Genomic DNA, 16,116 nt, shown 5'->3' with positions numbered 1-16,116 from the left:
TTCATTAGAAGCAACACAATACAACGAATGCGATAATCATGGCGCCAAGCAGGAAGACAACGGCGTAAGACTGCAAGCGTCCCGACTGCAAGCCTCTGATGTGGTAAGAGGCCGACTGGGTGAGGGTCGCCATGAGATTCATCGTCCCGTCGACGACATGGCGGTCAAACCAGGCAATGGGCGTCGAGATATGGCGGAAGATGATTTTGTGGGTAATATACATATATACCTCATCGATGTAGAAGCGGTGATAAGCCCAGCGATGGAGAGCACTCATCGACTGAGCCATGCGAGCCGGCTTGTCATTGGGCTTCATATAGAGCCAGGTGGCCAAGGCGATTCCCACGATGGCAATACCGATGCTGGTACCGGCCACAGCCCAGTTGAGGTGAATGGTATAGGAAAGACCGCTGGCCGTCACAAAGTGGCCGAAGGGTATGAACCCGGCAAAGCAGGTAACCAAGGCCAAGAAAATGAGAGGTATCGACATCGTCTTGGGTGCCTCATGCGGCGTGTGCTCGTGGTGAGCCTCCTTGCCCCAGAAAATGTTGTAGTAAAGACGGAACATGTAGAAAGCCGTGAGACCGGCAACAAGCGACATCCACACGCCCCAGAACGTGCTCTTTTCAAAAGCGGCAGCCAAAATCTCGTCTTTGCTGAAAAAGCCCGAGAAGGGAGGAATACCGGCAATGGCCAAGCAGGCGATGAGGAAGGTAATGTGGGTTATCGGCATATATTTGCGCAAGCCGCCCATCTCCGACATCTCGTTGGAGTGCACAGCATGAATGATGGCACCGGCACCGAGGAAGAGAAGGGCCTTGAACATGGCGTGGGTAAAGAGGTGGAACATGGAAGCCATATAACCGAGGGCTCCGTGTCCGTTCATCTCGGTGGTCACGCCGAGAGCGACAATCATAAAGGCAATCTGCGAAATGGTAGAGAATGCCAGCACACGCTTAATGTCGGTCTGCACACAAGCCACGACGGCCGCATAGAGAGCGGTAACGGCGCCGATGACCGTAATGACGGTGAGTACCTCGGGGGTGGTGACATAGATAGGGAAGAGACGTGCCACCAGGAACACACCGGCCACCACCATCGTTGCGGCATGGATAAGGGCCGAGACAGGGGTAGGACCTTCCATGGCATCGGGCAACCAAATGTGCAACGGGAACATGGCCGACTTACCGGCACCTCCCATAAATACCAACATCATGGCCCAAGAAGCAACCGACACACCGAGGAATGTCTTTCCGGCCGTTGTGCCCACGAGCGAAACTTCACCGCTGGTGAGGGTGGCAAAGTCGAACGTCTTGGTATAATAGGAGAGCAACAAGATACCGAGCAGGAAACCCAGGTCGGCAAAACGGGTGACGATGAACGCCTTTTTCGAGGCGGCAACGGCCGACTGGCGGGTGTAATAGAAGCCGATGAGCAGGTATGACGACACACCCACAAGCTCCCAGAAGATATACATTTGGAAAATGTTGGTGGCGACCACCAGTCCGAGCATGGAGAAGGTGAAGAGCGAAAGGAAAGCATAGTAACGCTGGAACCCTACTTCACCGTGCATATAGCCAAGGCTGTAAAGGTGCACCATCGACGATACGGTGGTAATGACCACCAGCATCATGACCGAAATGGGGTCGAGCATGATACCCAAGTCGATGTGCAGCCACTCGGTGAAACGCAACCACTCGAAGTGATAGGGCGTGAGAGTGGGATAAATGCCATCGACACGCGGCTGCATGAAATATTGAGCAGCGACGATGTATGACAGAATGGTAATGACAAAAAGAGCCGACGTGCCTAACAACCCGGCCGTGCGGTGCGACATTTTATGGCCGCAAAGACCGAGCGTGATAAACATCAGCATCGGCAACAACAGTATGATATAAGCGTATTCCATAATCGTTGTTCAGTAGCGATAGTTTCTCAATATTTCATTTTGTCGACGTTATCGACATTGATGTTACGGATATTCCGATAGATGTTGATGATGATGGCAATGGCAATCGCGGTCTCGGCAGCGGCTATGGCCACGGCAAAGAGGGTGAAGAAGAAACCTTCGAGCTGACCGGGGAAGAGATAGCGGTTGAAGACGACAAAGTTGATGTCGACCGCGTTGAGCATCAGTTCGAGCGATATGAGAATAGCCAGCAGGTTATGACGGGTCACAAAGCCGTAGACTCCGGCAAAGAACATGATGGTACTCACCACAACATAGTAAATCATGGGTATTTCCATAGTCTTTCTTATCTTTTACGGGCAATCATGATGCCTCCGATTATACAAGCGAGTAACAGCACACTGATGGCTTCAAAGGGCAAAAGATATTGATATTTATCCATACCCATGAGCGCATGTCCCACCGTCTTCATATCGAGCTCACCACCGGCGGCGAACTGAGAGGGGAAGAAATCGTGAGTGAGGAGGGTATATCCGCAGATGCAGGCACCGAGAATGGCGGCAAAGAGCCCCCAGCCGCGCTTGCGGGAAGAGATGCGGTCGCTTTTCTCCCCCAACTTGCTGGTGAGCAAGATGGCAAAGACGAAGAGCACCAAGATACCTCCGGCGTAGATGGTCACCTGCACGGCTCCCAAGAAATGGTAATCGAGTTGAAAATAATACCCGGCCGTTGCAAAGAGCACAAAGAGCAGATAGGTGGCTGCACGCAAGATGCGACGGCTGGTCACGGCCATAATCGAGCACACGACAATGACTGCCGAGAGCAGGAAGAATATGACTTGATTGGCTACTTGTTCCATATCGAAATGTTATTTTGAATTTTCAGGTTTACGGTTGAGATGCTTTACCAGTTTGGTGCGGTCGAAGACGGCTTGTTCGAACTCGTTGGTAAATTCGAGCGCGTCATGCGGACAGGTATTTACGCACAGCTGGCAGAAGACGCAACTGCCCAGGTCATAGATATAGTCGTCGAGCACCCGTTTGGATTTCCCGTCTTCGGTCTCGACTTTCTTGGAGATGACCTGTATGGTGTGGTTGGGGCAGTTCATCTGACAAATACCGCACGCGATACATTTGTGTTGACCTTCGGCGTCGAATTTGAGCGTAAGAGTGGCTCTGAAACGGTCGGCAATATGCAACGTCTCACGATTCTCGGGATATTGCTCGGTCACTTTCGGCGTAACAAACTCGGTGCCTGTTACTTTCATTCCCACGAGAAGACTCCACAGTCCTTTCCAGAAATTGACAAAGTAATTTTTTAAACTTTCCATAAATGGTAATGTAGCTCTTTCTTTTTTTCGTTTTTACATATAAAAGTACCAGGCCGGAACCCGGTACTTTTTGTTTGGTTGTCTGGTTTTATCTGACCGAACCGCCGACGATGTCGAGCAGTTCGTTTGTAATGCCTTGCTGGCGCAACTTGTTGTATTCGATGCGTAACTCATCGAGCAACTTGCCGGCATTGTCACTGGCGGTCTGCATGGCAATGATGCGGGCGCCCTGCTCCGACGTGCGGCTTTGCAGGCAGGCTTCGATAAACGAAGCATTGACAAAGAGGGGCAACACCGTCTCGAAAATGGCGGCACTGCCCGGCTCATAGATATAGGGGGTAACCCGGGCGGGAGCTTTGGCAACAGACGTGGCCTCGATACTGACAGGCAACAGGGTACGCGTCTTGACGATTTGAGAGGCCATGCTCTTATAGTGGGTATAGATGCACTCTACGCGGTCATAGGTCCCATCGAGAAACGCTCGGGTCATCTCGCCGATGAACTGTTTCAACTCATCGGGCGTGCTTTTGGCGTGGAAGCCATCTCGCCGGCAAGAGGTTATCCCGACCGTGCGGTTCACGGCCGAAACGACTTTTTTCCCGGCGGGATAGACGTCGATGGCAAGTTGTCTGGAAAACTCGGCATGCAACTCGGTGATGCGGGCAAGCAGGGCTTTGTAGAGATTGGAGTTGTAAGCGCCGCACAATCCCTCGTCGGAAGCCAGCAGGACGATGGCCACCCGGTGCACAGGACGTTGTTGTGTCAGGGGCGACTCGTAGTCGCGGTCGGCTTCGAGAAGATTGTTGATGGTCAACTGCAACTGTTCCCGGTAGGGTGCCATGCCACGCAAAGCCTGCTCGGCTTTACGCAACTTTGCCGATGAAATCATCTTCATGGCACCGGTGATTTTCTGGGAAGACTCTACCGAGCCGATTCTTCCCTTCAACTCGCGCATTGTCGACATAGCAGATTATTTCTTAAAGCGTTTCACTACTTCTTGGGCTGTTTCTTTCAAGATGGTCTCGACCTCGGGGGTAAGTTTTCCTTCACGCAACGGGGTAAGAACGTCTTGCTCGTGACGACCGCGTAATATTTCGAGGAAATATTTCTCAAACTCAGCCACATTTTCTACGGGCACATCGGCCAACAGGCCGCGGGTACCGCAATAGACAACGGCGATTTCTTCCTCGACAGGCATGGGCGTGTACTGGGGTTGCACCAGCAACATGCTGTTCTTGCGGCCTTTGTCGATAACCATGGCGGTTACGGGGTCGAGGTCACCGCCGAACTTGGTGAAGGCTTCGAGCTCACGATATTGGGCCTGGTCGATTTTCAAGGTACCGGCCACCTTCTTCATGGCTTTGACTTGGGCGTTGCCACCGACACGCGATACCGAGATACCGACGTTGATGGCGGGACGCATACCTTGGTTGAAGAGGCCCGTTTCGAGGAATATCTGACCGTCGGTAATGGAGATGACGTTGGTCGGGATATAGGCCGAAACGTCACCGGCCTGGGTTTCGATGATGGGAAGTGCCGTGAGCGAACCGCCACCTTTGACAATAGGTTTCAGCGCTTCGGGCAGGTCGTTCATCGTAGCGGCAACCGCATCATTGGCAATAATCTTGGCGGCTCTCTCCAATAGACGCGAGTGGAGGTAGAAAATATCTCCGGGGTAAGCCTCACGTCCTGAGGGTCGGCGCAAGATAAGCGAAATTTCACGGTAGGCCACGGCCTGTTTCGAGAGGTCGTCATACACGACAAGGGCATGACGGCCGCTGTCGCGGAAATACTCACCGATGGTGGCTCCGGCAAAGGGAGCATAATAGCGCATCGACGCCGAGTCGGAGGCATTGGCAGCCAGCACGATGGTATAGTCCATGGCACCGTGTTCACGCAGGGTGTTGACCAAGGTGGCTACCGAAGAGGCTTTCTGTCCGATGGCGACATAGATGCAGTATACAGGGTCTCCGGCGAGAAAATTTTTACGTTGGTTGATAATGGTATCGATGGCAATCGATGTCTTGCCGATCTGGCGGTCACCGATAATCAACTCGCGCTGTCCGCGTCCGATGGGCACCATGGCGTCGACAGCCTTGATACCGGTCTGCAACGGCTGGTTCACGGGCTGACGGAAAATCACACCGGGAGCTTTCCGGTCGAGGGGCAACGTGAGGGTTTCACCGGTAATGGGGCCGGCACCGTCGATAGGGTCACCCAGGGTATTGATAACACGACCTATCAAGCCATCGCCTACGGGAATAGAGGCTATCTTGCCGGTGCGACGCACGGTCATGTTCTCTTTTACGGTATTGCTGTCGGCACCCATCAAGATGACACCGACGTTGCTCTCTTCGAGGTTCATGGCCACACCGCGCACACCGTTTTCAAACTCGACGAGCTCACTCGAACTGACGTTGTCGAGACCGAAAACGTGGGCAACACCGTCGCCGACGTCAAGCACGGTACCGACTTCTTCGAAAGAGACCTTCGAGTCGACCTCTTCGAGTTGCTGTTTCAATATATCTGAAATCTCACTTGGTTTAATCATAATCGTGTTTTGCTGTTTATTAATTTTAACCGCAATTGTTTCAGTTCTTTTTCGAGGGAAGCGTCGAGCTGCTCACCGCCGACGTTCAACACAAAACCGCCGATGATTCCGGGGTCGACCATGTGTTCAAACTCCAAGCGGGCACTGGGGCAGTGTTGCTCGATGATGGCTTCGATGCGAGAAAGAATCTTCTTGTCGAGAGGGGCAGCCGTTATGATTTGGGCTCTGACAATATGGTTCACGTCGCGATAAATCTTTTGGTACATGAGCATGATTTGGCGCAGATGGTCTTCGCGACGCTCATGCAGAAGCAGACGTGCAAAACGAAGGTATTCTTCCGAAGAAGCGGCATCGACACCGGCAGCAGAGAGCATTAACGCCTCTTTCTCGCCTGCACTGAGCACCGGGTTGAGCAGCGCTTCCTGCAAATCGGGACGGGCGATGAAACTCGCTTCTACTTGCCGAGCGGCTTCATATACGGGAAGGGTCTTGTCCTTCTCTTGCGCATATTTGAGCAAAGCCTTGGCATATCGGCGGGCAATAAGTCCTTCGTTCATATTGTATTAGTTTTTATTCTCGATATCACTTAATAGTTTGTCGACCAACTCAGCTTGTTGTTTGTCTCCGGCCAGTTCTTTCCGCATCAGCTTCTCGGCTATCTGCAAAGCGAAGTCACTGACTTGCTGACGGAATTGCCGTTCCGACTCCTTGCGGGCCAATTCTATCGACACATTGGCGGCATCGATGATTTTCTTGGCTTCGACGGTCGCTGCCTGGCGGGCTTCCTCGATGATTTGGCTCTTCATTTGGGCAGCTTCCCGCAAGATTTCGAGTTGTTTCTGCTGGGCTTCCCCGATAAGAACCTGGGCATTTTCGGTCGCATGTTCGAGCTGGCTTTTGGCTTCCTGCGCATAGGCTACGCCTTTATCGATGAGGTCGGCTCGAGCGTCGACGCTGTTCATGATGGCAGGCCATGCATATTTTGCCAATATCACAAAGAGAATGACAAACACAAGGAACATCCAGAATACCAATCCGAATTCGGGAGTAAACAGTTCCATGGTGTCTATTTTTTTGTATTATAAGAAGATTGCCAGCAAACAAACAATGATAGCGAAGAGGGCAACACCTTCGACGAGGGCTGCAATCACAATCATGTTGGCACGGATATCATTCGATGACTCAGGTTGGCGAGCGATAGATTCCATGGCCGACGCACCGATTTTTCCAATACCAAGACCGGCGCCAATAGCGGCGAGACCGGCGCCAAGGCAGGCACCTACTTTTGCAAATGCTGCGGCTGAGGCAGCGGCTTGTAACAAAATCATTGCTAACATAACTTTACATTTTAAGGGGTTATACTATTTTTTTCTTTATTCTTTCACGGGTGATTCGTGTGACGACTCTCCCTTCACGCGGGCCAAGCTGATGAATATGGTGGAGAGGATGGTGAACACATAGGCTTGAATGAAACTGATAAGCACATCGAGCAGCATCATGAACAGCGAGAAGAAGACCGAGATAACTGTCGTTCCCGTGAGCACAGCCGCGCCCATGGAGCCGAAGATGAATATCAGCGAGATGAGTACCAACACGATGAGGTGACCGCCCAGCATATTGGCAAAGAGACGTATCATGAGAGCCACCGGTTTGGTGAAGGCTCCGAAGATTTCGATGATGGGCATCAACGGCACGGGACACTTCATCCACATGGGTACCTCGGGCCAGAAAAGGTCTTTCCAATAATGCTTGGTCCCGGTCAGGTTCACAACCAAGAATGTGCACAAGGCCAAAACCATCGTGATGGAAATATTGCCCGTGAGGTTGGCTCCGGCCGGGAAAATCACCATCAGGCCGAGAATATTCATGAAGAAGATGAAGAAGAATACCGTCAGCAGATAGGGAGCATACCGACGAGAATCGGCTCCAAGCACCGGCTTTATGAGGTCGTTGTAGAGCATGTCAAAAACCAGTTCCATAAACCCGAACCACTTGCGGGGTGCCCCGTTGGGGTGACGACGGTACCAGCGCGCCATGGGTATGAAGCAGACACACAACAGCAAGGCCGTGATAAAAAGTGCCGCCACGTTCTTGGTAATCGAGATGTCGAACGGGCGATATTCGTTTCCCGCCTCATCGCGAGTCACGACCTTTCCCTTGAAATCGCCGTCGGAGGCAACGTAATAGCCCTCATAAGTCTCCCCGTGCATGACGCGGTGAGAGCCGAACACGCTCCAATTTCCGTCCTTGTCGCGCACGATGACGGGCAACGGTATGCGAGTGCTGTGAGAGAATGGCACTTCCCAACCGTAATTATCGAGCACATGCTCGAATATGATCTCTTTGGCGTCGAAAGCCTGCTCTTCCCCTTCCTCGGCCGCGTTGGCCACGGGGGCGATGGCAAAAGCCAAGGCAAGGAGCAAGGCGATACGATGGAACATATATTTTTTCATCTCTGGTTGGTTTTTTATCGTAAGCTTCGGCTTATTTGAGGCACACAACAACACGGTTGTTGTTTACGTCTACAAATCCGCCTTCAACCGTCAAGGTTTTTACTTCACCGTCGCTTTCATACTCCAACTCTCCGGCTTTGAGGGTCGAGAGCAGAGAAGCATGGTCTTGCAACACGGTGAAAGAACCGACAGTCCCCGGCAAGGTAACGCGAGTTGCTTCGCCTTGGAAAAGGATTCCGGTGGGGGAAATAATCTCGAGTGTCATGGTGCAGACGTTTTAACAAATTAATTACCTTGTACTTGTTGCAGCATTTTTTCGCCTTTGGCGATGGCTTCGTCGATGGTACCCACGTTGAGGAAAGCCTGCTCGGGATACTTGTCCATCTCGCCATTGAGAATCATCTTGAAACCGCGAATGGTCTCTTCAAGAGGAACCATCACGCCGGGCAGGCCGGTAAACTGCTCGGCAACGTGGAACGGCTGCGAGAGGAAGCGTTGCGCGCGACGGGCGCGTGCCACAACCAACTTGTCTTCGTCGGAGAGCTCATCGACACCCATGATGGCGATGATGTCCTGCAACTCGTTGTAGTGTTGCAACAGCTGTTTCACGGCTTGTGCGGTATTGTAGTGGTCCTCTCCGATGATGAGCGGGTCGAGGATACGCGAAGTCGATTCGAGGGGGTCGACGGCAGGGTAGATACCCAGCTCGGCAATCTTACGGCTGAGCACCGTGGTGGCATCGAGGAAGCTGAACGTGGTGGCGGGAGCCGGGTCGGTCAAGTCGTCGGCCGGCACATAAATGGCTTGTACCGAGGTAATCGAACCGTACTTGGTCGAGGTGATACGTTCCTGCAAGGCGCCCATCTCCGAAGCCAAGGTCGGCTGGTAACCCACGGCCGAAGGCATACGTCCCAACAAGGCCGACACTTCCGAACCGGCCTGGGTGAAACGGAAAATGTTGTCGATGAAGAAAAGAATCTCTTTTCCGCCATCGCCCGAGTCACGGAAGTTTTCTGCGACGGTAAGACCCGAAAGGGCTACACGCAGACGGGCTCCCGGCGGCTCGTTCATTTGGCCGAAGACCAGCGTGGCATGAGAATTCGAGAGTTTCTCCATATCGACTTTGGAGAGGTTCCAATGCCCCTCTTCCATATCCTTTTTAAATTCGTCGCCATAGTTGATGACACCCGATTCGATCATTTCACGCAACAGGTCGTTGCCTTCACGGGTACGCTCACCCACACCGGCAAAGACGGTAAATCCGTTGTGCCCTTTGGCTATGTTGTGAATCATCTCCATGATGAGCACCGTCTTGCCCACACCGGCACCACCGAAAAGACCGATTTTACCACCTTTGGAATAGGGTTCGAGCAAGTCGATGACCTTGATACCGGTATAGAGCATCTCGGTATTGATGGAGAGGTCTTCGAAACGCGGAGCCGCACGGTGAATGGGTGCCACATCTTTGTAATCGAGGGGTGAGAGGTGGTCGATGGCATTGCCCATGACATTCATGAGTCGGCCTTTGACCTGATTGCCGGTAGGCATAGCCAAGGGACGCTGCAAGTCGACCACTTTCATGCCCCGGGTGAGGCCGTCGGTAGTGTCCATGGCAACGCAGCGGACAGAGTGTTCACCGATGTGCTGCTCGACCTCAACAATCAGGTCAGACCCATCGGGACGTTGTATTTTCAGCGCATTGTAAATGGGGGGTAATTGTGCGCCTTCGCCGTCGAAAGTAGCATCGACAACAGGGCCGATGACTTGTGAAATGTATCCGATATTGTCTTTCATATGGCTATTTTATTGCATTATGTATTTTTTCTTAGAAGTGTATGCCAAAGATGGTTATCAGCACCACGAGCAGGAGGTTGACAAATCCTATGGGTACCAGATATTTCCATTCGAGGCTCAACAACTGGTCGATACGCAGACGGGGGAACGTCCACTTGAACCACATGATGATAAACATCACCACGGCGGTCTTGCCAAAGAACCAGATAATCGAGGGGATATAATCCATGACCTGGTTGAATGCGTCCCAGCCTCCGATGTGCAAGGGCATCCAACCGCCCAGGAAGAGCAGGCTGGCAATACCCGAGACGATAAACATATTGAGGTACTCGGCCAAATAGTAGAATCCGAAGTGGATTCCCGAATACTCGGTGTGATAACCGGCGGTGAGCTCCGACTCTGCCTCGGGAAGGTCAAACGGGCCGCGATTGGTCTCGGCCGTTCCGGCGATGAGGTAGATGATGAAGGCTATGAGCATGGGTATGTGACCGGTGAAGATAAACCAGCCACGGCTTTGCAACTCGATGAGTTGCGAGGTCTGCATCGTACCGGCAAACACCACGACCGAAAGCATCGAGAGGCCGATGGAAAGCTCATAACTTACCATCTGGGCGCCGCTTCGCATGGCACCGATGAGGGTGAACTTGTTGTTACTCGACCAGCCGGCCAACAGGATTCCCAACACACCTATCGAAGAGACGGCCATGATGAAGAATACGCCGATATTGAAGTCGAGCACTTGCAATCCACGACCGAAAGGCATGCACCCGAAGGTGAGCATCGAAGCAAGTATCACCAAATAGGGGGCCAGATTGAAAAGGAACCGGTCACTACGCTTGATGGTAATAAGCTCCTTGATGAGGATTTTGACCATATCGGCGACACTTTGGAATATTCCATAAGGGCCTACACGGTTGGGGCCGAGACGGCATTGGAAGAAGGCACAGATTTTACGTTCGCCGTAAATCAATGCCAAAGCGATAAGTGCATATAGCAACAGGAGGGCGACTCCAATCAAGACAAATTCAATCAAGAGGGCGCCCCACTCGGGCATATACTCTCTCAGGAAAGAGTCAATCCATTGTGTTACTATCGAGAAATCGAACATATTGTTGCAGGTTATTTTGTTCTACTTAATAAGGTTTCTGTGTGTATGTTTCAACGGTCGATGTCGGGCACCACATAGTCGAGCGAGCCACCGATGGTGATGAGGTCGGCGATTTTCGCACCCCGCACGAGGTGGTCGACAACCCCCACGAGGGCAAAGCCCGGCGATACCACTTTGAGGCGATAGGGTGTCTTGTCGCCCCGGCTTTCGAGATAGATGCCGAATGCACCGCGGGAGGCTTCGACTTGCTTGAAGTAGCGGCCTTCGGGTACTTTGATGATGGGTTTGGTCTTCACGGCATAATCGCCTTCGGGGATATTATCGACGAGTTGTTCGAGAATGTGCAGCGACTGCTCGATTTCGGCAAGTCGCACATTGTAACGGGCATAGGAATCGCCCTCGTGCGACAGCACTTCGTCGAATTGCACCTTGTCGTATGCGGCATAAGGGGTGCGTTTGCGCACGTCGCAAGCCCAGCCCGAGGCACGGCCGGTGGGTCCGGTGGCGTTGTAACGTATGGCATCTTCGAGCGAGAGATGTCCTACGCCGATCATACGGTTGCGGGCTATGACGTTGCCGGTAAATACCTGATTATACTCTTTCAGACGGGCCGGCATGATTTTGATGAACTCCTTGACCTTGCGTTGGAAGTCGGGGTGAATGTCGGCCATGACACCGCCTATGGTATTGTAGTTCATCGACATGCGGGCACCGCAGGTCTCCTCGAAGATGTCGAGTACAAGCTCTCGTTCACGGAAGCCATAGAAGAAGGCCGTAAGGGCACCGAGGTCCATGCAGAGGGTCGAGAAGAAGAGCAAGTGCGACGAGATACGCATCAACTCGTCCATCATCGTGCGGATATATTGTGCGCGCTGGGGAACTTCGAGTTGCAGGGCGTCTTCGATGCACATGCACAGGGCATGGCGGTTTTGATGTGCCGAGAGGTAATCGAGACGGTCGGTCATGTGGAGCGTTTGCGGGTAGGTCATTCCTTCCCACAATTTCTCGATACCGCGGTGTATGTAGCCGCAATGCACGTCGATTTTCTTGATGATCTCTCCTTCGAGCGAAGTGCGGAAACGCAATACGCCGTGCGTGGCGGGGTGCTGCGGGCCGATATTGACGATGTAGTCGTTTTTGTCAAAAATGTCCACGACTTTCTTTTCGACCTTCCCGTCGGCACCAAGAGCCAGTGCCACGGTCGTATCGGAGCACTCTTCGTTGGTTTCGGGTATGGGGTTGTTTTCGCGGCTGGTGTCATAGTCCTTGCGCATGGGAAAACCATTCCAGTCTTCACGCAGGAAGATACGGCGCATGTCGGGGTGACCGATAAAACGTATGCCATAGAAATCGTAGACTTCGCGTTCTTCGAAATTGGCGTTTGCCCACACATCGCTCACCGTGTAGAGCAGGGGGTCTTTGCGGTCGGCCGCCACGGCTTTGAGAATCACCCAGTGGTTATACTTCACCGAGTTGAGATAATAGACCACGCCGAGGGTCTCGCCCCAATCCATGCCGACAAGAGCGGCGAGATTGTCGAATTGCAGCTCCTCGTCATCATGCAGGTAACGAGCCAAAGCCGGCATTTTTCCGGTCGGGACGGTAAAGGTCGGATATTGGCCTTCTTCAAAAACAACTTCCGGAAGGAAGGCGGTTATCTTTTCTTGTATATTTGCCATCAAAGGTAATCTTATCAGGAGGTTAATCTTCGGATTCTTCTATCGGTTTTTGTTCCTGACGGTTCACGCCGCCGAAGAACTTTTCGAGTTTTACTTTGCGCTGCAACTGCATCATACCATAGAGCATGGCCTCGGGACGGGGCGGGCAACCGGGTATGTACACATCGACGGGGAGTATCTCTCCCACCCCGTTGAGCACATGGTAAGAGTTTTTGAAAGGACCGCCCGATACGGCGCAACCGCCGACGGCAATCACATATTTGGGTTCGGCCATCTGGTCGTAGAGACGTTTGAGTACGGGGGCCATTTTATGTACTATCGTGCCGGCGACCATGATAAAGTCGGCCTGACGCGGACTGGCACGGGCCACCTCGAACCCGAATCGCGCCATGTCATAGCGCGCAGCTCCCACTGACATGAATTCGATACCGCAGCAGCTGGTAGCGAACGTAAGCGGCCAGAGGGAATTGGACCGGCCCCAATTGATGACATCGTCGAGGACTCCCACTACCACGTTGGTACCGTTGGCACGGAGCTCCTCCACCATTTTTTCGAGAGACTCGTTGTCTTTGAAGTCCTCGTATTGCATCGATTTTATTTTCGGTTTTTTCATTTCCATTCCAACGCTCCTTTCTTCCAAGCATAGGCAAGACCCAAGACAAGGATTATCAAGAAAAACAAAATGTTCACCAAGCCGGCGACTCCCAAGTCACGGACAATGACTGCCCACGGAAACAGAAGTACCGTCTCGACGTCGAACATCAAAAACAGAATGGCAAACAGATAATATCCCACCTTAAATTGCATCCACGACGTTCCGTGTGTGGGAATACCGCACTCATAGGCTTCTCCTTTCTGCCTGTTATACGAGCGGGGTGAGATGAGCCATGCGATGAGCAGGGCTGCGGTCACCAGCACAATGCCGGTAAGGAAAACGACTACTAACAAGGATAAATTCATTTCACCTATAATATCAAGCTAATTCTTTGTTATTCAATGTTTCGCAATCAAAAATAAGAACATCGAAACCTCTTTGTCAAGGCTTCGAAAAAAGGGAGGCAAAAACCTCTTTCCTCAAAAGTGCTTCAAAGTAACAGAATAAAATGCAGCCACACAAATTATTTCTCCAAAAACCGACTGGAAAGACTGATTTTTTTGTACTTTCAAAAGATTTATTCACACTTCGGGCCCGACTTTTTCTTCTTATATGAATATCCCTCGCAACAGGTTGGCATTTTGACAAAAATGTTCTATCTTTGCTAAGAGTTACGGGCACAAAAGCGTGCCATTGCGTGTTGTATTTCTAAAAGCAGAACGGCATGAACAATCGACAGGAATCTTCCGGCATAAAATATTATCCGCTACTCGCCCCCCTGGCATGGCTCTACGGGGTAATCGTATGGTTCCGCAACCGGCTCTTCGACTGGAACATTCTCTCCTCGGAGAGTTTCGATGTTCCCGTCATCAGCGTGGGCAACATCACGGTAGGCGGTACCGGGAAAACCCCTCACATCGAACATCTCATACGCACCTTCTCCGATGCCTCCTACCGAGTAGCCGTCCTCAGCCGTGGATACAAACGGCACACGCGCGGTTTCAAGTTGGTCACCATGACGTCGACGGCCGCCGAAGTAGGTGACGAACCGCTCCAAATCAAACATAAATTTCCCACCGTCACCGTGGCGGTCGACGCCAATCGCCGACGGGGCATTCGCAAACTCACCGAGCAAACCCACGGCATCGACATCGTGCTGCTCGACGACGCCTACCAACACCGGTTTGTGACCCCTTCGACGTCGATACTCCTCACCAGCTACGAGCGTATGATATATGAAGACAAGCTCCTCCCCGTGGGTCGACTCAGAGAGCCGGTCGTGGAAAAATCGCGCGCCAACATCGTCATCGTCACCAAATGCCCCGAGGCCCTCAAACCCATCGACTACCGGCTGCTGGCCAAGCACCTCAACCTCTACCCTTACCAAAGCCTCTATTTCACGGGATTGCATTATGACGAGCTCAAAGCCGTGTTCCCGACCGAAAATCCCACCCGCGTCACCGTCGAACAATTACGCGACACACCGGGCGAAACACTTCTTGTCGCCGGCATCGCCTCGCCCGGTCTCTTTGCCGAATACATCAGCCGGTTCACGCCGCATACCCGGTTGTGGAGCTTTGGCGACCACCACGAGTTCACCTCCCGAGAATTACGCAAAATCGAGAAATGGATTGCCACCTCGGTCGAAAGCGGGGGGCGCGGGCATGTCATCGTCACCGAGAAAGATGCCGCCCGGCTGCTCGACTGTCCGCGCGTACCCTCTCTGCTCAAAAGCCACCTCTATTACCTGCCCCTGCGCATACACTTCATGCTCGAACAGGAAACGGCATTCAACAATCAAATCAAAGAGTCTGTCGTCCGTTTCCGTCGCCATGTAATTCAAAAGAAAAAATAACCTATAACCGCACAACCATGCTCGACCCCATCAAAGAAACGGCGGCCTACATTGCCGCCAAATTCGGAGAAATTCCCTCCACCGCCATCATTTTGGGTACCGGACTGGGCGAACTGGCCGGACACATCGACTGTAAACAAGAACTCCCCTACGCCGAAATTCCCAACTTCCCCCTCTCGACCGTCGAAGGTCACAGCGGCAAACTCATCGTCGGCAACCTCGGGCACCGCAGGATTCTTGCCATGCAGGGACGCTTTCACTACTACGAAGGGTACACCATGCAACAGGTCACTTTTCCGGTGCGGGTCATGCAGGAATTAGGCGTAAAAACGCTCTTTGTGTCAAACGCCGCCGGAGGCATGAATCCCCGCTTCAAAGTGGGCGACCTCATGATTATCACCGACCACATCAACACGTTTCCCGACAACCCCCTGCGCGGGAAGAACGATGAACAGAGAGGTCCGCGCTTCCCCGACATGAGCGAAGCCTACACCCCCCGCCTCATCGCAAAAGCCAAGGAAATAGCCCGCCGCAACGGCATCGAAGTGCAGGAGGGCGTGTATGTGGGCACACAAGGGCCCTCGTTCGAGACTCCGGCCGAATACCGCTACTACCGCGTCATCGGCGGCGACGCCGTGGGCATGTCGACCGTGCCCGAAGTCATCGTCGCCCATCACGGCGGCATGGAGGTCTTCGCCATATCGGTCATCACCGACCTCGGCGGCTTCGGCGACATCGTAAAATGCTCTCACGAAGAGGTGCAAAAAGCCGCCGCCGAAGCCCAACCCCGCATGACCCTCATCATGCGCCAACTCATCGAAGAAATCGCATAAACAATCCTA

Annotated in this window: 18 protein-coding genes; 2 read left to right on the top strand and 16 right to left on the bottom strand. The window is 52.6% G+C overall.

Features of this window, described 5'->3' with window-relative positions; all coding sequences use genetic code 11:
• Positions 1-4 precede the first annotated feature (4 nt).
• The 16 genes from nuoL to IAD09_08355 form a co-directional block, all read right to left on the bottom strand.
• On the bottom strand, positions 5-1,909 hold the full coding sequence (nuoL, locus tag IAD09_08430; protein ID HIT82245.1) for an NADH-quinone oxidoreductase subunit L: 1,905 nt from the start codon (positions 1,907-1,909) through the stop codon (positions 5-7).
• Between the two features lie 26 nt (positions 1,910-1,935).
• On the bottom strand, positions 1,936-2,247 hold the full coding sequence (gene nuoK, locus IAD09_08425) for an NADH-quinone oxidoreductase subunit NuoK (GenBank protein HIT82244.1): 312 nt from the start codon (positions 2,245-2,247) through the stop codon (positions 1,936-1,938).
• A gap of 8 nt (positions 2,248-2,255) precedes the next feature.
• Positions 2,256-2,768 carry an NADH-quinone oxidoreductase subunit J gene (locus tag IAD09_08420; GenBank protein ID HIT82243.1) on the bottom strand — a complete coding sequence of 171 codons (513 nt, stop codon included), beginning with the start codon at positions 2,766-2,768 and terminating at the stop codon, positions 2,256-2,258.
• A 9-nt stretch (positions 2,769-2,777) separates the two neighbouring features.
• Positions 2,778-3,239 (bottom strand): 4Fe-4S dicluster domain-containing protein, encoded by a 462-nt coding sequence (locus IAD09_08415; GenBank protein HIT82242.1) that lies wholly within the window; start codon positions 3,237-3,239, stop codon positions 2,778-2,780.
• A gap of 88 nt (positions 3,240-3,327) precedes the next feature.
• Positions 3,328-4,203, bottom strand: a complete 876-nt coding sequence (gene atpG, locus IAD09_08410) for an ATP synthase F1 subunit gamma (GenBank protein ID HIT82241.1) — start codon at positions 4,201-4,203, stop codon at positions 3,328-3,330.
• A gap of 6 nt (positions 4,204-4,209) precedes the next feature.
• A complete protein-coding gene (locus IAD09_08405; protein ID HIT82240.1) occupies positions 4,210-5,790 on the bottom strand; it encodes a F0F1 ATP synthase subunit alpha in 1,581 nt (526 codons plus the stop codon).
• Complete coding sequence (locus IAD09_08400) at positions 5,787-6,347, bottom strand: F0F1 ATP synthase subunit delta (GenBank protein ID HIT82239.1); 561 nt, start codon at positions 6,345-6,347, stop codon at positions 5,787-5,789. The genes IAD09_08405 and IAD09_08400 overlap by 4 nt, the downstream gene beginning before the upstream one ends.
• 6 nt (positions 6,348-6,353) lie before the next feature.
• Positions 6,354-6,851: a F0F1 ATP synthase subunit B gene (gene atpF / locus IAD09_08395; GenBank protein ID HIT82238.1), complete on the bottom strand. Its 498-nt coding sequence runs from the start codon at positions 6,849-6,851 to the stop codon at positions 6,354-6,356.
• 18 nt (positions 6,852-6,869) lie between these two features.
• The gene (atpE, locus tag IAD09_08390) at positions 6,870-7,127 is read right to left on the bottom strand and encodes an ATP synthase F0 subunit C (protein ID HIT82237.1); all 258 of its coding nucleotides are present in this window, start codon (positions 7,125-7,127) and stop codon (positions 6,870-6,872) included.
• Positions 7,128-7,163: 36 nt separating this feature from the next.
• Positions 7,164-8,243: a F0F1 ATP synthase subunit A gene (atpB, locus tag IAD09_08385; protein ID HIT82236.1), complete on the bottom strand. Its 1,080-nt coding sequence runs from the start codon at positions 8,241-8,243 to the stop codon at positions 7,164-7,166.
• A 31-nt stretch (positions 8,244-8,274) separates the two neighbouring features.
• A complete protein-coding gene (locus tag IAD09_08380) occupies positions 8,275-8,508 on the bottom strand; it encodes a F0F1 ATP synthase subunit epsilon (protein ID HIT82235.1) in 234 nt (77 codons plus the stop codon).
• Positions 8,509-8,528: 20 nt separating this feature from the next.
• Complete coding sequence (locus tag IAD09_08375) at positions 8,529-10,037, bottom strand: F0F1 ATP synthase subunit beta (protein HIT82234.1); 1,509 nt, start codon at positions 10,035-10,037, stop codon at positions 8,529-8,531.
• 31 nt (positions 10,038-10,068) lie between these two features.
• Entirely contained in the window at positions 10,069-11,145 is a 1,077-nt protein-coding gene (gene nuoH, locus IAD09_08370; GenBank protein HIT82233.1) for an NADH-quinone oxidoreductase subunit NuoH, read from the bottom strand.
• A gap of 50 nt (positions 11,146-11,195) precedes the next feature.
• A complete protein-coding gene (locus IAD09_08365; GenBank protein ID HIT82232.1) occupies positions 11,196-12,824 on the bottom strand; it encodes an NADH-quinone oxidoreductase subunit D in 1,629 nt (542 codons plus the stop codon).
• Positions 12,825-12,846: 22 nt separating this feature from the next.
• Complete coding sequence (locus IAD09_08360; protein HIT82231.1) at positions 12,847-13,443, bottom strand: NADH-quinone oxidoreductase subunit B; 597 nt, start codon at positions 13,441-13,443, stop codon at positions 12,847-12,849.
• Complete coding sequence (locus IAD09_08355; GenBank protein HIT82230.1) at positions 13,434-13,784, bottom strand: NADH-quinone oxidoreductase subunit A; 351 nt, start codon at positions 13,782-13,784, stop codon at positions 13,434-13,436. Before IAD09_08355 ends, IAD09_08360 begins: the two co-directional genes overlap by 10 nt.
• Positions 13,785-14,143: 359 nt before the next feature.
• Between IAD09_08355 and lpxK the strand changes: the two genes are divergently transcribed.
• On the top strand, positions 14,144-15,274 hold the full coding sequence (gene lpxK / locus IAD09_08350; GenBank protein ID HIT82229.1) for a tetraacyldisaccharide 4'-kinase: 1,131 nt from the start codon (positions 14,144-14,146) through the stop codon (positions 15,272-15,274).
• A 17-nt stretch (positions 15,275-15,291) separates the two neighbouring features.
• Entirely contained in the window at positions 15,292-16,107 is an 816-nt protein-coding gene (locus IAD09_08345; GenBank protein ID HIT82228.1) for a purine-nucleoside phosphorylase, read from the top strand.
• Positions 16,108-16,116: the final 9 nt, after the last annotated feature.

This window comes from Candidatus Caccoplasma merdavium (assembly GCA_018715595.1).
Lineage (GTDB): Bacteria > Bacteroidota > Bacteroidia > Bacteroidales > UBA11471 > Caccoplasma > Caccoplasma merdavium.
The sequence above is the reverse complement of the archived record's forward strand: the minus strand, read 5'-3'. Positions and strand labels throughout refer to the sequence as shown.